Origin of the sequence: Apilactobacillus timberlakei, from assembly GCF_002993965.1 — a bacterium.
In the GTDB taxonomy this organism is placed as follows: domain Bacteria; phylum Bacillota; class Bacilli; order Lactobacillales; family Lactobacillaceae; genus Apilactobacillus; species Apilactobacillus timberlakei.
Window position 1 is genome coordinate 146,186 of sequence record NZ_POST01000004.1, and the last position, 21,674, is coordinate 167,859.

At 29.9% G+C, this 21,674-nt stretch carries 27 protein-coding genes; 23 read left to right on the forward strand and 4 right to left on the reverse strand.

Annotated features, from left to right (window positions below; all coding sequences use genetic code 11):
• Positions 1 to 44 precede the first annotated feature (44 nt).
• The 23 genes from atpF (at position 45) to C7N71_RS06160 (ending at position 19,101) form a co-directional block, all read left to right on the forward strand.
• Positions 45 to 581, forward strand: a complete 537-nt coding sequence (atpF, locus tag C7N71_RS06050; protein ID WP_105988219.1) for a F0F1 ATP synthase subunit B — start codon at positions 45 to 47, stop codon at positions 579 to 581.
• Positions 571 to 1,113 carry an ATP synthase F1 subunit delta gene (gene atpH / locus C7N71_RS06055; protein ID WP_105988220.1) on the forward strand — a complete coding sequence of 181 codons (543 nt, stop codon included), beginning with the start codon at positions 571 to 573 and terminating at the stop codon, positions 1,111 to 1,113. The genes atpF and atpH overlap by 11 nt, the downstream gene beginning before the upstream one ends.
• Positions 1,114 to 1,144: 31 nt before the next feature.
• Positions 1,145 to 2,677, forward strand: a complete 1,533-nt coding sequence (atpA, locus tag C7N71_RS06060) for a F0F1 ATP synthase subunit alpha (RefSeq protein ID WP_105988221.1) — start codon at positions 1,145 to 1,147, stop codon at positions 2,675 to 2,677.
• A 21-nt stretch (positions 2,678 to 2,698) separates the two neighbouring features.
• Positions 2,699 to 3,601, forward strand: a complete 903-nt coding sequence (locus C7N71_RS06065) for a F0F1 ATP synthase subunit gamma (RefSeq protein ID WP_105988222.1) — start codon at positions 2,699 to 2,701, stop codon at positions 3,599 to 3,601.
• Between the two features lie 33 nt (positions 3,602 to 3,634).
• A complete protein-coding gene (atpD, locus tag C7N71_RS06070; RefSeq protein ID WP_105988223.1) occupies positions 3,635 to 5,041 on the forward strand; it encodes a F0F1 ATP synthase subunit beta in 1,407 nt (468 codons plus the stop codon).
• Positions 5,042 to 5,053: 12 nt separating this feature from the next.
• Entirely contained in the window at positions 5,054 to 5,473 is a 420-nt protein-coding gene (locus C7N71_RS06075; protein ID WP_105988224.1) for a F0F1 ATP synthase subunit epsilon, read from the forward strand.
• 102 nt (positions 5,474 to 5,575) lie between these two features.
• Positions 5,576 to 5,794: a DUF1146 domain-containing protein gene (locus C7N71_RS08335; RefSeq protein ID WP_105988225.1), complete on the forward strand. Its 219-nt coding sequence runs from the start codon at positions 5,576 to 5,578 to the stop codon at positions 5,792 to 5,794.
• Positions 5,795 to 5,818: 24 nt separating this feature from the next.
• Positions 5,819 to 7,108, forward strand: a complete 1,290-nt coding sequence (gene murA / locus C7N71_RS06085) for a UDP-N-acetylglucosamine 1-carboxyvinyltransferase (RefSeq protein ID WP_105988226.1) — start codon at positions 5,819 to 5,821, stop codon at positions 7,106 to 7,108.
• Between the two features lie 93 nt (positions 7,109 to 7,201).
• Positions 7,202 to 8,200: a rod shape-determining protein gene (mreB, locus tag C7N71_RS06090; protein ID WP_105988227.1), complete on the forward strand. Its 999-nt coding sequence runs from the start codon at positions 7,202 to 7,204 to the stop codon at positions 8,198 to 8,200.
• Positions 8,201 to 8,216: 16 nt separating this feature from the next.
• A complete protein-coding gene (gene yidD / locus C7N71_RS06095; RefSeq protein ID WP_225361893.1) occupies positions 8,217 to 8,492 on the forward strand; it encodes a membrane protein insertion efficiency factor YidD in 276 nt (91 codons plus the stop codon).
• 42 nt (positions 8,493 to 8,534) lie between these two features.
• Positions 8,535 to 8,756, forward strand: coding sequence for a DUF2969 family protein (locus C7N71_RS06100; protein WP_105988229.1), 222 nt, complete (start codon positions 8,535 to 8,537; stop codon positions 8,754 to 8,756).
• Between the two features lie 30 nt (positions 8,757 to 8,786).
• The gene (locus C7N71_RS06105; RefSeq protein WP_225361894.1) at positions 8,787 to 9,995 is read left to right on the forward strand and encodes an FtsW/RodA/SpoVE family cell cycle protein; all 1,209 of its coding nucleotides are present in this window, start codon (positions 8,787 to 8,789) and stop codon (positions 9,993 to 9,995) included.
• A gap of 331 nt (positions 9,996 to 10,326) precedes the next feature.
• Positions 10,327 to 11,361 carry a methionine ABC transporter ATP-binding protein gene (locus tag C7N71_RS06110; protein ID WP_105988230.1) on the forward strand — a complete coding sequence of 345 codons (1,035 nt, stop codon included), beginning with the start codon at positions 10,327 to 10,329 and terminating at the stop codon, positions 11,359 to 11,361.
• A complete protein-coding gene (locus C7N71_RS06115) occupies positions 11,354 to 12,046 on the forward strand; it encodes a methionine ABC transporter permease (RefSeq protein ID WP_318530534.1) in 693 nt (230 codons plus the stop codon). The genes C7N71_RS06110 and C7N71_RS06115 overlap by 8 nt, the downstream gene beginning before the upstream one ends.
• Before the next feature lie 12 nt (positions 12,047 to 12,058).
• Complete coding sequence (locus C7N71_RS06120; protein ID WP_105964858.1) at positions 12,059 to 12,880, forward strand: MetQ/NlpA family ABC transporter substrate-binding protein; 822 nt, start codon at positions 12,059 to 12,061, stop codon at positions 12,878 to 12,880.
• Positions 12,881 to 12,995: 115 nt separating this feature from the next.
• Positions 12,996 to 13,367, forward strand: a complete 372-nt coding sequence (locus C7N71_RS06125; RefSeq protein WP_105964857.1) for a GntR family transcriptional regulator — start codon at positions 12,996 to 12,998, stop codon at positions 13,365 to 13,367.
• Entirely contained in the window at positions 13,360 to 14,229 is an 870-nt protein-coding gene (locus C7N71_RS06130; RefSeq protein ID WP_157944369.1) for an ATP-binding cassette domain-containing protein, read from the forward strand. The genes C7N71_RS06125 and C7N71_RS06130 overlap by 8 nt, the downstream gene beginning before the upstream one ends.
• 518 nt (positions 14,230 to 14,747) lie before the next feature.
• Positions 14,748 to 14,975, forward strand: coding sequence for a hypothetical protein (locus C7N71_RS08210; protein WP_140929709.1), 228 nt, complete (start codon positions 14,748 to 14,750; stop codon positions 14,973 to 14,975).
• 22 nt (positions 14,976 to 14,997) lie between these two features.
• On the forward strand, positions 14,998 to 15,564 hold the full coding sequence (locus C7N71_RS06140; protein ID WP_105988233.1) for a hypothetical protein: 567 nt from the start codon (positions 14,998 to 15,000) through the stop codon (positions 15,562 to 15,564).
• Between the two features lie 377 nt (positions 15,565 to 15,941).
• Complete coding sequence (locus C7N71_RS08215) at positions 15,942 to 16,376, forward strand: hypothetical protein (RefSeq protein ID WP_140921726.1); 435 nt, start codon at positions 15,942 to 15,944, stop codon at positions 16,374 to 16,376.
• Positions 16,377 to 16,443: 67 nt separating this feature from the next.
• Positions 16,444 to 17,544: a D-alanine--D-alanine ligase family protein gene (locus tag C7N71_RS06150; RefSeq protein WP_105988235.1), complete on the forward strand. Its 1,101-nt coding sequence runs from the start codon at positions 16,444 to 16,446 to the stop codon at positions 17,542 to 17,544.
• Positions 17,545 to 17,635: 91 nt separating this feature from the next.
• Complete coding sequence (locus tag C7N71_RS06155) at positions 17,636 to 18,175, forward strand: DNA-3-methyladenine glycosylase I (RefSeq protein WP_157944370.1); 540 nt, start codon at positions 17,636 to 17,638, stop codon at positions 18,173 to 18,175.
• Positions 18,176 to 18,270: 95 nt separating this feature from the next.
• Positions 18,271 to 19,101 carry a helix-turn-helix domain-containing protein gene (locus C7N71_RS06160; protein ID WP_105988237.1) on the forward strand — a complete coding sequence of 277 codons (831 nt, stop codon included), beginning with the start codon at positions 18,271 to 18,273 and terminating at the stop codon, positions 19,099 to 19,101.
• Between the two features lie 32 nt (positions 19,102 to 19,133).
• On the opposite strand, the gene C7N71_RS06165 is transcribed toward C7N71_RS06160, so the two are convergent.
• The 4 genes from C7N71_RS06165 to C7N71_RS06180 are packed head-to-tail and all read right to left on the reverse strand — an operon-like array spanning position 19,134 to position 21,670.
• Positions 19,134 to 19,589: a universal stress protein gene (locus tag C7N71_RS06165; RefSeq protein ID WP_105988238.1), complete on the reverse strand. Its 456-nt coding sequence runs from the start codon at positions 19,587 to 19,589 to the stop codon at positions 19,134 to 19,136.
• A gap of 17 nt (positions 19,590 to 19,606) precedes the next feature.
• Positions 19,607 to 19,894, reverse strand: coding sequence for a hypothetical protein (locus C7N71_RS06170; RefSeq protein ID WP_105988239.1), 288 nt, complete (start codon positions 19,892 to 19,894; stop codon positions 19,607 to 19,609).
• Between the two features lie 2 nt (positions 19,895 to 19,896).
• A complete protein-coding gene (locus C7N71_RS06175) occupies positions 19,897 to 21,159 on the reverse strand; it encodes a replication-associated recombination protein A (RefSeq protein ID WP_105988298.1) in 1,263 nt (420 codons plus the stop codon).
• Positions 21,160 to 21,196: 37 nt separating this feature from the next.
• Positions 21,197 to 21,670 (reverse strand): YueI family protein, encoded by a 474-nt coding sequence (locus C7N71_RS06180; protein WP_105988240.1) that lies wholly within the window; start codon positions 21,668 to 21,670, stop codon positions 21,197 to 21,199.
• Positions 21,671 to 21,674 lie beyond the last annotated feature (4 nt).

Here is a 21,674-nt window from a genome sequence, read left to right on the forward strand (position 1 = left end):
TTTTTATATAAATATAACTTTTTTAAGTAAGGAGGTGTCAATAGATGCTTTCACAAACATTATTTTCTTCTGTTGCTGCAACAGAAGAAGGTGGACTAGCTATTGGTAATATTATCTTTACTGCTATTGTATTTATTGTATTAATGGCATTAATTAAACATTATGCATGGAAGCCATTATCTGATGTAATGACCAAGCGTGCTGATAAAATTTCTAATGATATTAGTTCAGCCGAAAAGTCTCGTAAGGATGCTGAAGAATTAGCTAAAAAGCGTGAAGTTGCTTTATCAAAATCACGTGATGATGCTAGTGACATCATTAGTAACGCTAAAGACTCAGCACAAAAACAAAGTGAACAAATTGTTTCTGAGGCTAGAAATGATGCACAAAGTGTTAAAGCTTCTGCTCAAAAAGATATCGAGCAAGAAAGAAAAGATGCTTTGGCTAACACTAAAGATGATGTAGCAAACTTATCTGTTGAGATTGCTTCAAAAATCATTCAAAAAGAATTAAAGTCTGATGATCAAAAAGCATTGATTGATTCTTATATTGAAGGGTTGGGGAAGCAAAATGCTAGATAAGATTACATTTGCAAAACGTTATTCAAAAGTAATTTTTGAACTATTAGATTCTAATAATCAAGTTGAAGATGGCTATAATGAATTATTGCAAATTAAACAAGTATTTGAAAATAATTCAGATTTAGGCAATTCTTTAACTGATGTTAGTTTCCCAGAAGAATATAAAAATAATTTAGCTAAACCTTTGATTGAAAATGTTGATATTGATGTTATTAAAAATCTATTGAATGTTTTGTTATCAACTAATAATATGGATGAAATTACTATGATTGTTGATGAATTTGAACAATTATATGATGAAAAGAACAAGATTGTTCGTGCAGTAGCTATTACTGCAGTTCCATTATCAGATGAACAAACAGCAAAATTATCCGATACTTTTAAAGCACGTATGAACGCAAAAAAAGTTATTTTAAATAACAAAATTGATCAAAGTATAATCGGTGGTGTAGTTATTAAATCATCGAATGTTATTTTTGATGGAAGTGTAAGTACAAAGATTAGTAGTATCAAGAAACTTCTATTAAATTAATAACAATATCTATCGAAGAGGTGAAACTTTTATGAGCATTAAAGCTGAGGAAATCAGTGCTCTAATCAAGCAACAATTAGCTGGCTACAAAGATGAGCTATCTGTTGATGAAACAGGTATCGTTACCTATGTAGGTGATGGTGTTGCTCGTGCTCATGGCTTAGATAATGCGTTGTCTGGTGAGTTGCTTGAGTTTGAAAACGGGATTTTCGGTATGGCTCAAAACCTTGAAAGCAATGATGTAGGTATTGTTGTTTTAGGTGATTGTACTGGAATTCGTGAAGGCGCTACTGTAAAACGTACCGGCCAAATCATGGAAGTTCCTGTTAGTAAAGATATGATTGGTAGAACTATTAATTCCTTAGGTCAACCAATCGATGGTAAAGGTGATATTAAATCAGAATCATCTCGTCCAATTGAAAAGAAAGCACCAGGAATTATGGACAGACAAAGTGTGTCTGAACCATTACAAACTGGTATTAAAGCAATTGATTCATTAGTTCCTATTGGTCGTGGTCAACGTGAATTGATCATTGGTGATAGAAAAACTGGTAAAACTTCAGTTGCTATTGATACAATCTTAAACCAAAAAGATCAAGACATGATTTGTATTTATGTTGCAATTGGTCAAAAAGATTCAACTGTTCGTTCACAAGTTTCAACACTTGAAAAATATGGTGCAATGGATTACACAATTGTATTATCTGCTGGTCCATCAGAACCAGCTCCATTGTTATACATTGCTCCTTATGCAGGTGCTGCAATTGGTGAATACTTTATGAATCAAGGTAAGCATGTTTTAGTTGTATATGATGACTTAACAAAACAAGCTAATGCTTATCGTGAACTATCACTTATTCTTCGTAGACCACCAGGTCGTGAAGCTTACCCTGGTGATATTTTCTATACTCATTCACGTTTACTAGAACGTGCTGCTAAGTTATCAGACAAATTAGGTGGCGGTTCAATGACTGCTTTACCAATTGTTGAAACTCAAGCAGGTGATGTTTCTGCATATATTCCAACCAACGTAATTTCTATTACTGATGGACAAATCTTCTTAAACTCAGATATGTTCTATTCAGGTACTCGTCCAGCTATTGATGCTGGTACTTCAGTATCTCGTGTTGGTGGAGATGCACAAATTAAAGCTATGAAGAAAGTTGCTGGTACTTTAAGACTTGATTTAGCATCATATCATGAACTACAAGCCTTTGCTCAATTTGGTTCTGATTTAGATGATGCAACTCAAGCTAAATTGAATCGTGGTGCCCGTACTGAAGAAGTTCTAAAACAACCTCTTCATGCGCCACTACCAGTTGAAAAGCAAGTAATTATCTTATATTGCTTAACGCATGGACATTTGGATAATATCGAAGTCGACGACATTGCTCGTTACCAAAATGAATTATTCGAATATTTTGATGCTTCACATCGTGACTTATTAGATTCAATTGTTGAAACTGGCCAATTACCAGATACTGATAAGTTAGATGAAGCAGTTAATGCTTTTGATAATTCATTTCAACCAACTGAAAATAAAAAAGAAAAACAAAATAACTAGCTTGAAGGATGGTGATAACTAATGGCTGAATCTATTAATGAAGTTAAACATCGTATTGCATCAACAAAAAGTACACATCAAATTACAACTGCAATGCAAATGGTTTCGACTGCCAAGCTAAATCGTATTCAAAAGCATTCAGTTTCATATGAACAATATGTTTCTCGTGTTAAGTCTGTTGTAATGCATTTGGCTCAGTCACATTTGTTAGACAACATTAATTCCTCAAGTAATGCAGACTCAGGCAAAGCTAAAAAGACTGCATATCTAGTTATTACTTCAGATCGTGGAATGGTTGGAAGTTACAATAGTAATGTAATTCGTGAAGCCAATGCGTTTATTGACAAAAATACTCCTAATCCTGACGACTATATGATTTTAGCCGTCGGTGGCAATGGAGCTGATTTTTACAAGAATCGCAATGTTAATGTTGCTTACGAATATCGTGGTGTTTCTGATATTCCTACATTTGCTGAAGTCAGAGAAATTGTTAAAACTGCTAATTCTATGTATGAGGATGGTGTATTTGACGAATTATATGTTTGTTATACTCATTTCATCAATAGAATTTCTTCAGAATTCAGAGCTGAAAAAATGCTACCAATGGATAGTGAAGCTATGAATGAAGGCGCAAGTAAAGATGTTAAAACATCAAAAATTAGTGCAGAATATGAAGTTGAACCTGATAAACAGGCAGTACTGAAGTCTATTTTGCCTCAATATGCACAAAGCTTAGTTTTCGGTGCTATTCTTGATGCTAAAACTTCTGAACATTCAGCAAGTTCATCAGCAATGCAATCTGCATCTGATAATGCTGAAGATTTAATTTCAAAATTAGAATTACAATATAATCGTGCAAGACAAGCTGCTATTACTACTGAAATTACTGAAATTGTTGGTGGTCAAGAAGCACTTAAGCACTAATAACAAAAGACATGATGGGAGGAATTAACGAAAATGAGTACTGGTAAGGTTATTCAAGTTATTGGACCAGTCGTTGACGTTGAATTCCCAACGGACGCTGAATTACCTAACATTAATACTGCACTTAAAATTAACAAGGGCGAAAACGAAAGTTTAATTACTGAAGTTACTCTTGAATTAGGTGACGGAGTGTTAAGAACCATTGCTATGGACGGAACTGATGGTTTACGTCGAGGCATGGAAGCTGAAAATACAGGTGCACCTATTTCTGTACCTGTTGGTGAAAACACTTTAGGTCGTGTATTTAACGTTCTTGGTGAAACAATTGATGGCGGTCAAGAATTTGATAAAGATGCAGAACGTTGGCCAATCCATAGACAAGCACCATCTTATGATCAATTAAATCCATCTGCTGAAATTCTTGAAACAGGAATTAAAGTTATTGATTTATTAGCACCATACATTCGTGGTGGTAAAGTTGGATTGTTCGGTGGTGCCGGTGTTGGTAAAACTGTTTTAATTCAAGAATTAATTCATAATATTGCTCAAGGTCATAATGGTATCTCAGTGTTTACCGGTGTTGGTGAACGTACTCGTGAAGGTAACGATATGTACTTTGAAATGAAAGAGTCAGGTGTTCTAGATAAGACAGCCATGGTTTATGGTCAAATGAATGAGCCACCTGGTGCACGTATGCGTGTTGCTTTAACTGGTTTGACTATTGCTGAATACTTCCGTGATGAAGTAGGTACCGATGTTCTATTATTCATCGATAATATTTTCAGATTTACTCAAGCTGGTATGGAAGTTTCCGCATTACTTGGTCGTATTCCATCTGCCGTTGGTTATCAACCAACATTAGCTACTGAAATGGGTCAATTACAAGAACGTATTACATCAACTAAGAAGGGTGCTATTACATCTATTCAAGCTGTTTATGTTCCTGCCGATGATTATACCGACCCTGCTCCAGCTACAACATTTGCCCATTTGGATGCAACTACTAACTTGGAGCGTTCATTAACTCAACAAGGTATTTATCCTGCTGTTGATCCATTGGCATCAACATCAGCTGCCTTGGATCCATCAATTGTTGGAGATGAACATTATAAGGTAGCTACTGAAGTTCAACAAGTATTGCAAAGATACCATGAACTTCAAGATATCATTTCTATCTTAGGTATTGATGAATTGTCAGACGAAGAAAAGACTATTGTTGGTCGTGCTCGTCGTATTCAATTCTTCTTATCACAAAGTTTCAGTGTTGCTGAACAATTTACTGGTTTACCTGGTAAATATGTTCCAGTTGATCAAACTGTTGCTGGATTTAAAGCTATCTTAGATGGTAAGTATGATGATCTTCCTGAAGATGCATTTAGAAACTGTGGTCCTATTGAAGACGTAGTTGAAAATGCTAAAAAGATGAAGCAAAATAACTAAGGAGGGTTCTAATTGGCTGATAACTCAGTATTGACCGTTAGTATCGTAACTCCTGATGGTAAAGTATACGAATGTGAAACTGCTACATTAGTCGTTGTTAGAACTATGAGTGGTCAATTAGGAATTATGCCTAATCATATTCCTGTAATTGCTTCATTGGAAGTTGACGAAGCAAAAGTTACACATGACGGAAAAGAAGATGAAATTGCTGTAAATGGTGGTTTCGTAGAATTTTCTGATAATAATTTAACTATTATTGCTGATAGTGCTGAAAGACAAGGAGACATTGATGTTGATCGTGCTTCTAAAGCCCAACATCGTGCGGAAGAAAAGATTCGAGAAGCTCGTGAAAAACACGATGATCAAGAAGTCTTACGCAGTCAAGTTGCCTTAAGAAGAGCTATTAACAGAATTAATGTTGCAAAACGTTAATATAAAGACCTACAAAAATTTTGTGGGTCTTTTTTTACATATTTTGTAAAAAGACAAAGTCATATTTTTATGGTATAGTTTTGATAAGAAAATGGTGAAATTATGCAAATAATAAACATTAATAACATAATAGATATAGTAATTCAGCTATTTTTTATTAGTATATCCTTTTGGTGTATAAAAGATATTCACTTAGAAAAATATGTTCGTATGCATGAGAATCAATTTAAAATTTTACTAACATTATTGTCAATAATGCTTGGTTTTTCATGTGGTTCATTTTTTATATGGATAATTAATATATTCTATAGTTTTAGCTGATTAGTTTAATTAGGAGGTCTACCATTGGATAAAATAATTGTAAATGGTGGTAATAAATTAGCTGGAGAAGTTAATATTGAAGGTGCCAAAAATGCAGTATTACCCATTATGGCATCAGCTATTTTAGCTGATGAAGGAGAAATGGTTTTAAATAATGTTCCGCTGTTATCTGATGTTTTTGTAATGAGTAAAGTATTGAAATACTTAAATTTAGATATTAACTTAGATACTGATAAGAATTCTATGCATTTAAGTGCTTCAAATAATATTTTGCCTGAAGCACCATTAAAATATGTCTCTAAGATGCGTGCATCTATAGTTGTAATGGGACCACTATTAGCAAGATTAGGACATGCTAAAGTTGCTTTACCTGGTGGATGTGCGATTGGATCTAGACCAATAGATATTCATTTAAAAGGATTTGAAGCTTTAGGCGCTAAGATTAGTCAGCATGATGGGTATGTTGAGGCTTTTTCAGATGAAGGTCTTAAGGGGGCCAATATTTATTTAGACTTTCCTAGTGTTGGTGCAACTCAAAATCTTATGATGGCTGCTACCTTAGCTGAAGGTGAAACATTTATTGAAAATGTTGCTAGAGAACCTGAAATTGTTGATTTGGCAAATATTTTAAATAAAATGGGCGCCAAAATAACTGGGGCTGGTACCAGTAAGTTAAGAATTAAAGGTGTTAAGCATCTACATGGTACAACCCATAATGTATTACAAGATCGTATTGAAGCTGGAACTTTTATGGTGGCGGCTGCATTGACTCATGGCAATATTTTAATTAAAAATGCTGAAAGTCAATATAATGAACCATTAATTTCTAAAATGAAAGAAATGGGTGTAACTATTAAAGAAGAAGATAATGGTATTAGAGTTATTGGCCCCGAGAAATTAAAACCTGTAGATATCCAAACATTGCCTTATCCAGGATTTCCAACTGATATGCAACCACAAATGATGGTACTTCAATTGGCTTCTAATGGTAATAGTATGTTAACTGAAACCGTTTTTGAAAATCGTTTTATGCATTTAGGTGAACTTAGTCGAATGAATGCTAAATTCCATATTAATGGTCAAACAGTTATTTTAAAGGGACCTACAGAATTTAGTGGTGCTGAAGTTTCAGCAACTGATTTAAGAGCTGCTGCAGCATTAGTCTTAGCTGGATTAATAGCTAATGGTCAAACTCAAGTTACTAACCTAAAATATTTAGATCGCGGATATTATGATTTTCATGATAAGTTAAAGAGCTTAGGTGCTGATATTAAAAGGATTTCTTTGGATGAAGAAGATGAAATTACTGAGTAGTTTTTTGGAAAAATAATCTAATATCTTAAATAGTATATTCTATAAATATGATATAATATATTAATACAAGTTGATTCAGGAGGAAAATGAAAGATGGTAAAAGATATCGGCATTGATTTAGGAACTGCCAATGTTTTAATATATGTAACTGGCAAGGGAATTGTTTTAAATGAACCTTCAGTCGTTGCAGTTGATATTCAGACTAATAAGGTATTAGCTGTTGGTTCTGAAGCTTATAGAATGGTTGGTAGGACTCCAAGTAACATTAGGGCTATTCGTCCATTAAAAGATGGAGTTATTTCAGACTTTGATGTAACTGAACAAATGCTTACTTATTTTATTAATAAATTGAGCGTTAAAGGTTTTATGTCAAAGCCTAAGACTATGATTTGTGCACCTACTAATATCACAAACATTGAAAGAAAAGCTATCATCCAAGCTGCTGAAAAAGCTGGTGGCGGAAAAGTGTATATAGAAGAAGAACCTAAAGTTGCAGCTATTGGTGCTGGTATGGATATCTTCCAACCTAAGGGTAATATGGTTATCGATATGGGGGGAGGAACATCTGATATTGCTGTGATTTCACTTGGCGACATTGTTGCAAGTAAATCTATTCGAGTTGCCGGTGATTCTATGAATAGCGAGATTGCTGCTTATGTTAGAGATAAGTACAAGATGGTTATCGGTGAACATACAGCTGAAAAGATTAAAATTAAAATTGGTACTGCTACTGTTGATGAAGATGATGTTAAAGAAATGGAAGTTAGAGGAAGAGATGCAATTGGTGGAATGCCAAAATCTATTACTTTAACTAGCCCAGAAGTACAATCTGCTATTTCTGATATTGTTAAACAAATTATTGAAGCTGCCAAAGATGTATTAGAAGTAGTACCACCTGAATTGGCTTCTGATATTGTTGATCGTGGAATTATGTTAACTGGTGGAGGAGCTTTATTAAGAGGCTTAGACCATGCAATCTCTAAGGAATTAACTGTACCAGTTATCATTTCAGAAAATCCTTTGGATAATGTTGCTAAAGGTGCAGGTGCTTTATTAGAACATATGAACAAAACAGAAAAGCGTAAAGATTAATATAAGAAGTAATATAATGACAAAAATTTTATTATTTTTAGTTGGTGTTTATAAAAAGTGGATTTCGCCTTTATTTCCACCTGCATGTCGTTATTACCCTACATGTTCAACTTATATGATTGATGCTATTAAAAAACATGGTCCTTTCTTAGGCTTGATTATGGGAATTTCTAGAATCATTCGATGTCAGCCATTTGTTAAGGGTGGATATGATCCAGTTTCTGATCATTTTACTATTTTTAGAAACAAAAGAGCGAGTGATGAATATCGTCGTTCTATGAATTTGAAGTAGCCGATCTTTATTTATCGACTACTTTTATTTTTGGAGGAAAATATGTCAAAATTAAATAAAAATGTTAATGTTAAATTAGATACCAAAAAAATAGATGGAATTGATTGTGAAGTTTTATCTATTGGTAAAAAAGAAGTGGGCTATATCAAACCAAATGATGAATCAAAATTTGATGTCATTTTTGGTGAAGATGTATTTCATACAAAGAGTATTGATGAAGGTGTTGAAACATTAATTAGTCAATATCATTTACATCGAGGTTAATTATAAAATTTAATAAGGTGATGATTTAGATTGTTGAATAATTCTAATGAAAATGACAATGTTGATTCTAGAATTGACTGGCAAATAATCATTTGTGTATTATTATTAGCACTAATTGGAATTGGTTCTATTTTTATTGCCGTTTCTCATGACTCTTATTCAGGAGCTATCGTAAAACAAATAATAACTCAATTCGTATGGTATACGATTGGAACGATTGCGATAATAATTATTATGCAGTTTGATTCTGAACAACTTTGGAAAATTGCTCCAGTTATTTATTGGGGTGCATTGCTTATGTTAGGATCTTTATTGGTTTTATATAGTCGTTCTTTCTATATTCAAACAGGTGCTAAAAGTTGGTTTCAGTTGGGATCTTTGACCTTTCAACCTGCAGAAATCATGAAGCCTGCATTTGTTGTTATGCTAGCAAGAGTAATTGTTGAACACAATCGTAATTATGGAGAACATTTAGTTAAAACAGATTTTTGGTTATTATTAAAGATGATTCTTTGGACATTACCAATTTGTGTTTTATTAAAAGTTGAAAATGATTTTGGTACCATGTTGGTTTTCTTTGCAATGCTTGGAGGATTAGCCATTGTTTCTGGAATTACCTGGAAAATTCTTGTGCCAGGAATTATTTCTTTTATAACAATTGGTGGGACGGCTTTAATTTTAGTTGTAACTAGTGGTGGTCGTAAGATATTAGAAGCAGTTGGTTTTCAATCTTATCAATTTGACCGTGTTAATGATTGGTTGGATCCATCTAATCCATCTAATTTAAGTGGTTCTGGTTATCAGTTATGGCAAAGTATTAAAGCAGTTGGTTCTGGTGGATTTAGCGGAACAGGATTTAATGTTTCGCATGTTTATGTACCAGTTCGTGAATCAGATATGATTTTTTCAGTTATCGGTGAAAACTTTGGATTTATCGGTGGGTTAGTATTGATTGGATTATATTTCTTCTTGATTTACCGTATGATTAGAGTGACTTTTGAAACTAAGAATATATATTATGCTTATATTTCTACTGGAATTATCATGATGATATTATTCCATGTGTTTGAAAATATTGGTATGAGTATTGGATTATTACCATTAACTGGAATTCCTTTACCGTTTGTTAGTCAAGGTGGTTCAGCATTGATTGGTAATATGATTGGAATTGGTTTAATTATGTCCATGCAATACCATAATTATGGATCAATGTTTAGTTCTAGCAAAGATTTTTCATAGTATTTTATTGACTTTGTAAAATATTATTTGTATACTTATTAAAATTTGATGAAAAGATGAGTAAATAATTAATGAATGAATAAGAGAGCTTTTGAATGCTGAGATAGAGCCTTTCATTATTATTGAATATGGTCTTTGTTTTATCTTTATTAACGAGTTTTAAACAAATTAATAATGTTTAGCAAGCATTATTTTGCCAAGTATAATATACTTATTGAGATTATTGTTGTGAGACAATAATGAACAAAGGTGGTAACACGAAGCTCTTCGTCCTTTACTATTAACTTAGTAGAGTGCGAAGGGCTTTTTTATTTATGAGGGGGTAAGTTTATTGATAAAATTTAAAAATGTTTATAAAAAATATAAGTTAGATAAAAGTATTTTAACGGCTGTAAATGATGTTAATTTTGAAGTAGATGATGGGGAAATTTACGGTATTATTGGCTATTCTGGAGCTGGTAAAAGTACATTAGTAAGAATTCTTGATGGTTTGGAAGCACCTACTTCAGGTTCAATTGAAATTAATGGAAAAGATATATCTAAATTAAGCAATAAGTCATTAAGGGAACAAAGAAAAAAGATTGGAATGATTTTCCAACACTTCAATCTTCTTTGGTCTAGAACTATTATCGAAAATGTTGAATTACCATTAGAAATATCTGGGATTAACAAAGCAGAAAGAAGAAAACAGGCTGAGGAATTTATTAAATTAGTTGGTCTAGAAGGCCGTGAAAATGATTATCCTTCTGAATTATCTGGTGGTCAAAAGCAAAGAGTAGGTATTGCAAGAGCATTAGCTAATAAACCAGAAATACTAATATCTGATGAAGCTACTAGTGCCTTAGATCCTCAAACTACTGATGAAATTTTAGACTTACTTTTAAAAATTAATAAAGAATTAAATTTAACTGTCTTATTAATAACTCATGAAATGCATGCAATTAGAAAAGTTGCTAAGAAAGTTGCAGTTATGGAGGAAGGTAAGATTGTTGAACATGGCGATGTTTATGATATCTTTCAAAATCCTAAACAAAATATTACTAAACGTTTCGTAAATGAAGATAATCCAGCTTCTTCAGGTGAACTTAACATGACGGTTGATGATATTTTGGATAAATATCCAAATGGAACTGTGCTTAAATTGTCTTTTAAGGGCAACCAATCACAACAACCAGTTGTTTCTAATATGATGCGTGAATTTGATACTTTAGAAATGAGTATTATTGAAGCTACTATTCATCAAACCCAAAGTGGTTCAATTGGATCACTAATAATTCAACTATTGGGTAGTCCGAAAGATCAAGATAAAGCTATTGAATATTTAAATTCATTAAACATTGAAACTGAGGTGATCAACCGTGGATAATCAAGGAATTCAATCATATTTTCAATTAAAAAATATTAATTGGTCAGCTATGAGACAAGCAACCTGGGAAACAATTTGGATGACAGCATTATCAATGATTATTGTTGCAATTGTGGGTATTATTTTAGGTTTACTTTTATTTGAAAGTCATAATAAAAAAGGCATTGGATGGAAAATATTAAATTGGATCATTTCCTTTTTTGTAAATGTATTTCGTTCAATCCCATTTATTATCTTAATTGTATTATTACTCCCATTTACAAGAGATTTAGTTGGGACAATTATTGGTCCTAAAGCTGCGATTCCTTCATTAGTAATTTCTGCGGCACCATTTTATGCAAGAATGGTTGAAGCTGATTTTAGAGAAGTTGATAGTGGAGTTATTGAAGCTGTGAAATCAATGGGAGGAACTAATTGGGATGTCATCTTTAAAGTTTTACTTCCTGAAAGTACACCTGCATTAATTGCTGGTGGAACTGTAACTGCTATTTCATTAATTTCTTATACTGCAATGGCTGGAGCTATTGGATCAGGTGGTTTAGGATATTTAGCATACCTAGATGGTTTCCAATCCAACAATAATACGGTCACTTTAGTTTCAACTGTGATTATTTTGATTATTGTTCTAATCGTACAGACTATTGGTGATTTAATAGTTAAGAAAACTGACAAACGTTCATTATAAGGAGGATTAATTATGAAGAAAATTGTATCCTTCGGTTCAGTAATAATTTTATTTATTATTTTATTATTTTTAGGACCTGGTAATTATAAAGCTAAAAATACTTTAAGAGTAGGAGCTTCTAACATTCCACATGCTGAAATATTAAGGCATGTAGAACCTATCTTGAAAAAAGAAGGTATAAAACTTGATATTGTTACATTTCAAGACTATGTATTGCCTAATCGTGCTTTAATTGGTAAACAATTAGATGCTAATTATTTCCAAACACCAGCATTTTTGGATCAATGGAATAAGCAAAATGATGCAGATCTAGTAAATATGGGTGCTGTTCATTTGGAACCAATTGGAATTTATTCTAAGAAGGCAAAAAGTTTATCTCAACTAAAAGATGGATCTAAAATCTTGGTAAGTAGTAATGCTCCTGATTACGGAAGAATTATTCAATTATTCCAGCAACAAGGTTTAATTAAAATAAAAAAAGGTGTTAATATTTCTCAAGCTACTTTTAGTGATATTACTTATAATCCTAAACATTTAAAATTTCAAACAGGCTATGAGCCTAAAATTATGCCATTAATTTATAATAATGGTGAAGGTGACGCAGTAGCTATCAATTCTAATTATGCTGTACAAGGTGGTTTACAACCTGATAAGCAATCTATTGCACTACAAAAGGCAACTAAAGATTCTCCTTATAATAATATTGTAGCTGCTAGACATAATGATCGTAATAATCGAGAAATTAAATTATTAGTTAAGGCTTTACAGTCTAAGTCAACTCAAAACTGGATTAAAGATAAATATAAGGGTGCAGTTTTACCTGCTGAAAAATAAATAATCTTTTATGAAGTACTCATTATTTGAGTGCTTTTTTTATTGACAAAGTTATTTAGCATATATATAGTTAGTTATATAAGCAACTAACTAGAATTGCATTGGAGGTGCTTACATGCAATTTGACTTTCAAAGTCCGGAACCCATATTTTTACAAGTTTCAAATCAAATTGAAGATGCTATTTTTACAGGGGCTTTTAAAGAAGGAACGCAGATTCCATCAACTACAGAAATATCGAAAACATTTCAAATCAACCCAGCAACTGTACTAAAAGGGATGAACCTTCTAGTTAACAATAATTTATTAGAAAAACAAAGAGGACGTGGAACATTTGTTACTTATGGAGCTCAACAAAGAGTAATTAATGAACGTCGAGAACATTTCTATCACGATTATATATTGAATTTAATCAATGAATCTAAAAAATTGCATTTATCTAAAGATGACATATTGGAATTAATAAAGAGGGGTTATGACAATGGATAAACTAGAAATCAAAAACTTAAATAGAAATTTTAAATTTGGTAAACAAAAGGTTTTAAAAAATATCAATGTATCATTTTTATCTAATAAGATTTATGGATTATTTGGTGAAAATGGAGCTGGTAAATCCACTTTGATGAGCATTATTGCTGATTATAATTTTCCAACTAGTGGAGAAGTCTTATTAGATGGTGAAAATGTTCATGATAATGATAATGCACTATCAAAAATTTATTATATGAATCAAAATAATATGTATCCTAAAAATGAAAAAGTAGCTAAGACTTTTAAATTCGTTCAATCAATGTATGAAGGATATGATGTTAATTTACAAAATAAATTAGTCAAAGAATTTCAATTAAATACTAAGAGTCGTTTTAATAAGTTATCTACCGGATATAAATCTATTATGAAAATAATTATTGCATTATGTGTACCATGTGAATTTATAATGCTTGATGAACCCACCTTAGGACTTGATGCTAGGAATCGTGATATTTTTTACCGGGAATTAATTGAATCATATACGGATCATCCTAGAACATTTGTTATTTCTACACATATTATTGAAGAAATAGATAAATTGGTCAGTGATGTTGTAATGATAAATAATGGAAAAATTATTTTAAATGATTCTGCTGATAATATTAGATCCAAGGCATATTCAATTAACGGTCCTGCTGATCTCGTTGATGAATATGTTCATGGCTTAGATATAATTGGCAAAGAATCACTTGGTCAATATGAAACAGGTCATATTATGGGACGATTACCAGAAAAAGAGATTCCTAGTGGTGTTGAAGTAAACAAAATGGAACTTCAAAAATTAATTGTTAATTTAATGGATAGAAGTGAAGGTGATTAATATTTATGAAAGAACTAGATTTATATAAAAATCTTATTAAGAGATATTTATTTTATTTATTAATTTTTTCTTGCGTATTTGGATTAATGAATTTAATTTTTAATCATTCTCCATTATTTTCTTTATTACATTCTATTAGTTATTATTTGTATGGTTATACTGTAGCATTAGTTACATTAAATTATTATTTATTTAATTTGTCCATTTCTAGTGGTATAAGTAGAAACGGATTATATAGAGTAAAATTATATAGTTTGTCCACTATCACGTTCTTTATAAATATATTTATATTTTCTATAAATTTATTTTCCTATATCTTAAATAATAAACAAACTGATTCTATTTATATGAATTTATACTTTGGATTTTTTAATAATAATATTATAAATTTTATTTCTATGTTTATTATTGGATTTATAACTATATTCTTTATTATGATCTTATTTAATACATTAGGAACATTTTTATCTTTATTTAATGTACTCGGTAAAATCATTACGTTTTTTGTTATCTATGCAATGATACATATTGGTCTTATATCATTTAGTATTTATTATTTTGTTTTTGGTTTTAAAAATATTAATTTGCAACCTACTTTTGATTTAATAACTGGTCTTAATACATCGACTGCTGGTGGTGGTAATACTGGTAATCCAATTAGCATTGCGATAACTCTAATTTTGTTTACGTGTTTATTATTATTTATTAATTACAAGTTAACTAAAAAATTTCAAATAAGAAAATAATTTTTAAGGAGGGTAATATTAAATGAAATCAAAGTTACTATTTAAAAAAATTAATCAGCAAAACTTATTTATATGTTTATTGATTATCGCTTTTATATGTTTTTCTAATATTATTTTTGGGGGGGGTTCAAAAGATATATTTCTTAAAATACTTAATTCATTATCTGGTTGTGTAGGATTATGTTTTATCGTACTATTATCTAGAAATTATGGTAATTTTAAATTATCCATTCAGAATGGTATGAGTAGAAAACAATTTTTTAAATCAAATATGTTTGGAAGCTTAATGTCATTGTTCAATCGTATGGTTAAATTATATATATATTTACTACTAATAAGTTTAACAGTTTCATTTTTTATTGGAATTGCTCATGAAGGTTTTTATGAATATTTTGTAAGAATAATGGACAATTTGCATGTTGTATCTATTTTCAAATTTATATCTGGATTTAATACTATAGATATAGATCAAAGGCACTCATTAGCTAATGCCAATCCAATAAATGCTATCCTGACATTATTAATATCTAGTTCTATTTTGAGTTGTATTAGTTATAAAATAACTAAATTACAGCAGGTAAATAGATAAATTAAGGAGCCATAACTATGAAAGAGCAATCACTATTTAAAAATGTTGTTAAAAGATATTTATCTATTTCTTTTTTTATTGTTTTATTACTATTTTTATGGGATTTATTTGTTACAGGAAGTACAAGAATAAATATGGATTTATTTAGTCTTTTACATGAGATATTTATATCAATTTCATTTTGGACAGTATTTAACGTAATAATAATCTTTCTCTGGTCTTTTAACTATAAGAATTTTAAATTATCAATTCAAAATTCTATTAGTAGAAAAAAATTTTTTAAAATTAAAATTAAATTGATATTATTTTTTACTATAATATCTTGTGTATTTAATCTTTTAGAAAATTTGATGGATAAATTTATTTTTAATATTTCTATGAATGAATTGTATTCTAAACAATATAACAATTATTTTAATTCAATTTCAATTTTTTTAATGACATTTTTTGTAATTTTCTTCTTTATTCTATTGGCTAATACGTGGGGGAGCTTTTTATCACTATTTTCAAACATATGGAAATTTATTATTCATATTTTTATGATATCAATCTTTGTATCTTTTTGTTTCTTATTAGTTAATCCAACCTATCATGATATTTTTTCTAAAATTATGCTCTCTATTAATGCTGACTTTGTATTAGATTTCGTATCTGGATTTATTGATGGATTTAATCATCATCCAGCAATTCAAAACAATTATTCTAATATAACAATTTATAATCCTAACTTAACATTATTGTTTTTGATAATTATGTCAGCTATATTTTTAATAATTAATTATAAATTAACAAAATTACAGCAAGTAAATTGATAATACATCATTTATAAAAATATGATATACTATAGTTTCAAAGAATAATTATAGGACGGTTATAAAAATGGCAAATAAAACACATTTAGCACTATTATTTGGTGGAGATTCATCAGAACATGATGTTTCAAAACGTTCAGCACATAATATTTATGATGCAATGGATAAAGAAAAATATGATATTAGTTTATTTTTACTTACTAAGAAGGGTATTATCTTAAGTAATGAGGCTTCTCATCGTGTTTTCAATGGTGAATCAGAAGATGATGTTGTAAAAGAAGAAATGTCTAAATTAGATTTTTCAGATCCTTTGGCACCAATCAAAAATTTATCAGAAGTTAAAGATATTGATGTATTTTTCCCTATTATCCATGGTAATTTAGGTGAAGATGGTACTATTCAAGGTTTATTAAGACTATTGCATAAACCATATGTTGGTAGTGGTATCTTAGAATCAGCTATGGGCTTTGATAAAGACATTACTAAAAAAATGTTAAATCTTGCAAATGTTAGAAATACTAATTACCAATTAATTACTCCTGATAATAAAGATGAATGGTCATATGCTAAGTTGCAAGCAAAATTTGGCGATGTAATTTTCTTAAAGCCAGCTAATCAAGGATCATCAGTTGGTATTCATAAGATTACTAATGAACAAGAATTTGAAGATGGATTAAAAGATGCATTTAGATATGATTACAAAATCCTTGCTGAACAATCAATTGATGGTCCAGAAGAATTAGAAATCTCTATTTTAGGTAATGAAAAACCTATTGCTTCTAAATTGGGTGCAATTAGAGTTCCTAAACAAGATAAATTTTATACTTATGACAATAAGTTTGTTGATGCTAGTCAAGTTATTTTTGATATTCCAGTAGATGTTTCGACAGAATTATCTGATGAAATTACTGACATGGCACTAAGAGCTTATAAAGCATTAGGCCTTAAAGGCATGGCTCGTATTGACTTCTTAGTATCTAAGGATGATGTACCATATCTTGGAGAGGTTAATACTCTTCCTGGGTTTACTAATATTAGTTTATATCCACAATTATGGGAATCATCGGGTATTAGCTATACTGAATTGATTGATCGATTAATTGATTTAGCATATGCTGAGTTTGATCGCCAATCTAATATTATTCATGATTTTAAACCATTATCATAATATTTTTAAAAGTACTCATTTGAGTGCTTTTTTATTTTGAATTATTTGTTAAATAACATTCGTATATTATGAACAAGGGGGTGACAATTTTTTGGTTGAAAGATGTGATTGGGCAAAAGATAATTCAAAATTATTAATATATCATGATAAAGAATGGGGAGTTAAGGAAACCAATAATCGAAAATTATTTGAAAAACTATCCCTTGAAATTATGCAAGCGGGGTTGAAATGGACCTTAATCCTAGATAAAAGGAATGAAATTATAAAGGCTTTCGATGATTTTGATATTGAAAAAGTTTCTGAATATAGTATTAATGATATTAATCGGTTAATGAGTGATAAAAATATAATTAGAAATCAAAAAAAGATAGAAGCAATTATCTATAATGCAAGGATATGTAAATCTATAAATTTAAAGAAATTTATATGGGAGCCATTTAATTATAGTATGTTAGATCATTTATTACACACGGGTGATTATAAATATATAGATTCTTTTATATCTAAGTATGTTTTTCAATTTAAAAGAAAAGGATTTAAAAGGATTGGAAATAAAACGTTATATTCGTTTTATCAAGCAATTGGTGTTATTAATGATCATGAATTAAAATGTTTTTATCATAATCGATAAAAAAGTGTTGATTAAAAATCATAAAGGGGTATTATAAATAAGTAAACATACTTACGAAAGGGTATACAACAAGGTGTATACATAATTTAATCACCATGCAGAAAAGTGGCGCATTAATAAAAAAGTCCAGGATTACTATGGGCATTACGCAAGTCGAATTAGCTAAAAGAACAAATTGTACTCAAACTACTATTAGTAATATTGAAAATGGTAATCATAAGACTGATATGCATACCATTTCATTAATATCTGATATATTAAATATTCCAATCGAAAGTTTTTCTAATGATACCTTTCAACTTACACATCGTAAATTGGATAAAATTTATGAATATATTCTGGACGGTAAATTAGATTCTGCTAAGCATTGTTTGGATGGAATTGTTGCTTTTAATATTGATGATACTATTACAAAAGGTAAGTATTATTTTTATAGTGGCTACATTACTTTTTATCAGCAAAAAGATTATGTTAAAGTAATTCCTTTAATGTTAAATGCATACTACTGTTTTTATAAGGATAAAAAGAATCTATCATATTATGTTTGGACATGTAGCTATCTTGCTAAATCGTATTATTTACTGAATAGTTATGATGAATCTAATTATTATATTAATAATGCATTAACAATTATTAATGCAGATGATAATATTGGTCATTCTCTGGAACATATAAAAGATGCTTACAATATGTTGCATTATGTTTTATGCAAAATGAAGAGATTTAAAGATGCAAAATGTATATCTAATTTAATCGAATACCGAGAATTAGCCTTTATTGCAAACTTTGAAATTATTTTAAGAGATCATAAAATAAATAGACCTGATGATGTTCAATTTAACAATTTATGTAATTATATATGTAGTTTAGGAATAAAGTTACCAAATAATTTTCAAAAACTTGTTGAAAAACATAATTTAGAATAAATAAAAAAGCTCATTTATATGAGCTTTTTTATTTATTCTTTATTTTGTACATCTGTTTTTACCATCAGTACATCACAACTTGCTGATCTTGTTACATATGAAGCTACGGAACCAATTAAAATTCTTTCAGTCATATTCTTACCGTTAGCACCAATCATGATTAAATCAATATTAAACCTTTTGACTAAATCTTTTGCAATAATTGATTTTGGCATTCCATATTCAATAACATAATCAACATTGTTAACTCCGGAATCAATTGCTGTTTCTTTATATTTATCTAATGTCTTTTTTGCATCAGAGGTTAATTCATCTAACATTGATGTATCGAAAGTGGCTAAATCGTTAAAAACTCTTGTATCAATAACATGTGCAATGTGTAAGCTAGCATTGTTTCTTTTGGCTACTTCTACTGCTTTATTGAAAGCTAATTTAGAATATTTTGATCCATCAATTGGAACTAAAATTTGTTCATAGTTTTTTAACATATTATGCACCTCAATATTTATTTTTGTGTTAGAAATTTAATTAATGTTAATTCCATCACCAAGGACATTATACAACTAATAATTAATATTATGATAATAAATGGAATACTATTTATTATTATTGATAGTAGAGATAATATTGCTAAACCAATAAATATTAAACCGTAGTTTTTAACCATTGAGCTTAATAAATTGTTATTTTCAGGATGAAGTAACATGAATGGTTTATTACGATGCTTATATAGGTATATGCCCATTATTGATAGGATAATTGTAAATATTATCATCAAAATTACAATAATCATTTTTATCCTCCATTATTTTGTCTTTGTGCATTGATTAATTTTTCATATTGTATTTTATATGCAGTTTCAATTTTTCCATTACTCTTTGGTTCATAATATTCATCATTTTTTATTTTATCAGGTAAGTATTGTTGCTTAACCCAATCATTTGGATAATCATGAGCATATTTATAGTCAATTCCATGGCCTAATTTTTTAGCTCCAGAATAATGTGAATCTTTTAGATAATTAGGTATTTCTCCATAGTTACCACTTTTAATACGTTTGATAGCACTATCGATAGCTTTAATACCAGAATTAGATTTAGGTGACAATGATAATTCAATAATTGTATCTGCTATTGGGATTCTCGCTTCTGGTAACCCAACTTTATTTGCTGCATTAATAGCTTCAACAGCTCTAGCACAAGCAGGAGGATTAGCCAATCCAATATCTTCATAAGCAATAACCATTAATCGACGGCTAACAGAATTTATATCTCCAGCTTCCAATAGCCTAGCTGCATAATGTAAGGCTGCATTTACATCGGATCCACGGATAGATTTTTGAAATGCTGATACTACATTATAATGAGCATCACCATTTTTATCTTGGGTTAGAGATTTCTTTTGTAAACATGCCTCTATATCTGATAATTTTATTTCTACTATACCTTCATTATTGATTTTTGTAGATTTTGCAGCTAATTCTAAAGCATTTAATGCACTTCTTAAATCACCATTTGTGCTATTAGTTAGAAAATTCATTGCATCGTCGTCAAATTTTATATCCATATTACCTAAACCATCATTTTTATCTTCTAATGCTCTCTTTATTGCATTACGAATATCAGTAGACGTTAGGGGATATACTTCAAAAATTTGGGTTCTACTTCTTATAGCAGGACTAATATTTATATATGGATTTTCAGTAGTTGCACCAATTAAAATAATATTTCCGCTTTCTAATAGTGGTAACAAAAAATCTTGTTTGGTTTTATCAAGTCGATGTATTTCATCTAAAAGTAATACTACGGTGCCTGATATTTTTGATTCTTCAGCAACTATTTGCAAATCTTTTTTAGTATCAGTGGCAGCATTTAGTTGTCGAAAGGCATATTTTGTAGAACCAGCAATTGCGCTTGCGATACTTGTTTTTCCGGTCCCAGGAGGTCCATATAGAATCATTGATGATAGGATTTTAGCTTTAACCATTCGATTAATAATTTTTCCTTTACCAACTAAATGTTGTTGACCAACCACATCCTCAATCTTTTTGGGTCTCATTCGATAAGCTAAAGGATGCAAATAATCACCACCTTAATTATTTAAAAATATTTTTGATTTTATCTATAAATGAAGACTTTGAATCCTTTTTACTTGAATCATTTTGTTTTGAATCATTGTTATGATTATATTTATTTTCAAAATCGATTTTATTAATGTTAATGGATTGTTTATTAGCGTAAATAACACCATAATTTTCAGGTTCAGTTTTATAAAATGAATCATTTTTTATAACAAATTTTATATTATTTTGTGAAGCTAACCTAATAAAAGGGGAAATTAAATCATGTGATAAATTTCCATTTAATATTAGTTGGTAACTAGAGTTATTTTCAAATTCTTTATTTAAATCTTGAATGGCATTAGAATTACCTAAATCTTTTATTTTAATTGCAAATGAAACTCGTTCTCTAAAAGTTCCTAAATACTTTCTTTGTTCGTCTGGGTTTACTTTAGGAGTGCCTCCCATTGAAGACTGTTCTAATCTATCATTTACATTATTTTCACTCATAATA

Bases quoted from the DNA above. Each gene is read 5' to 3' on its own strand.
- atpF (WP_105988219.1), top strand. From the start codon at position 45: ATGCTTTCACAAACATTATTTTCTTCTGTTGCTGCAACAGAAGAAGGT.
- atpH (WP_105988220.1), top strand. From the start codon at position 571: ATGCTAGATAAGATTACATTTGCAAAACGTTATTCAAAAGTAATTTTT.
- atpA (WP_105988221.1), top strand. From the start codon at position 1,145: ATGAGCATTAAAGCTGAGGAAATCAGTGCTCTAATCAAGCAACAATTA.
- C7N71_RS06065 (WP_105988222.1), top strand. From the start codon at position 2,699: ATGGCTGAATCTATTAATGAAGTTAAACATCGTATTGCATCAACAAAA.
- atpD (WP_105988223.1), top strand. From the start codon at position 3,635: ATGAGTACTGGTAAGGTTATTCAAGTTATTGGACCAGTCGTTGACGTT.
- C7N71_RS08335 (WP_105988225.1), top strand. From the start codon at position 5,576: ATGCAAATAATAAACATTAATAACATAATAGATATAGTAATTCAGCTA.
- mreB (WP_105988227.1), top strand. From the start codon at position 7,202: ATGGTAAAAGATATCGGCATTGATTTAGGAACTGCCAATGTTTTAATA.
- yidD (WP_225361893.1), top strand. From the start codon at position 8,217: ATGACAAAAATTTTATTATTTTTAGTTGGTGTTTATAAAAAGTGGATT.
- C7N71_RS06100 (WP_105988229.1), top strand. From the start codon at position 8,535: ATGTCAAAATTAAATAAAAATGTTAATGTTAAATTAGATACCAAAAAA.
- C7N71_RS06120 (WP_105964858.1), top strand. From the start codon at position 12,059: ATGAAGAAAATTGTATCCTTCGGTTCAGTAATAATTTTATTTATTATT.
- C7N71_RS06125 (WP_105964857.1), top strand. From the start codon at position 12,996: ATGCAATTTGACTTTCAAAGTCCGGAACCCATATTTTTACAAGTTTCA.
- C7N71_RS06130 (WP_157944369.1), top strand. From the start codon at position 13,360: ATGGATAAACTAGAAATCAAAAACTTAAATAGAAATTTTAAATTTGGT.
- C7N71_RS08210 (WP_140929709.1), top strand. From the start codon at position 14,748: ATGATACATATTGGTCTTATATCATTTAGTATTTATTATTTTGTTTTT.
- C7N71_RS06140 (WP_105988233.1), top strand. From the start codon at position 14,998: ATGAAATCAAAGTTACTATTTAAAAAAATTAATCAGCAAAACTTATTT.
- C7N71_RS08215 (WP_140921726.1), top strand. From the start codon at position 15,942: ATGAATGAATTGTATTCTAAACAATATAACAATTATTTTAATTCAATT.
- C7N71_RS06150 (WP_105988235.1), top strand. From the start codon at position 16,444: ATGGCAAATAAAACACATTTAGCACTATTATTTGGTGGAGATTCATCA.
- C7N71_RS06160 (WP_105988237.1), top strand. From the start codon at position 18,271: ATGCAGAAAAGTGGCGCATTAATAAAAAAGTCCAGGATTACTATGGGC.
- C7N71_RS06165 (WP_105988238.1), bottom strand. From the start codon at position 19,589: ATGTTAAAAAACTATGAACAAATTTTAGTTCCAATTGATGGATCAAAA.
- C7N71_RS06170 (WP_105988239.1), bottom strand. From the start codon at position 19,894: ATGATTATTGTAATTTTGATGATAATATTTACAATTATCCTATCAATA.
- C7N71_RS06175 (WP_105988298.1), bottom strand. From the start codon at position 21,159: ATGAGACCCAAAAAGATTGAGGATGTGGTTGGTCAACAACATTTAGTT.
- C7N71_RS06180 (WP_105988240.1), bottom strand. From the start codon at position 21,670: ATGAGTGAAAATAATGTAAATGATAGATTAGAACAGTCTTCAATGGGA.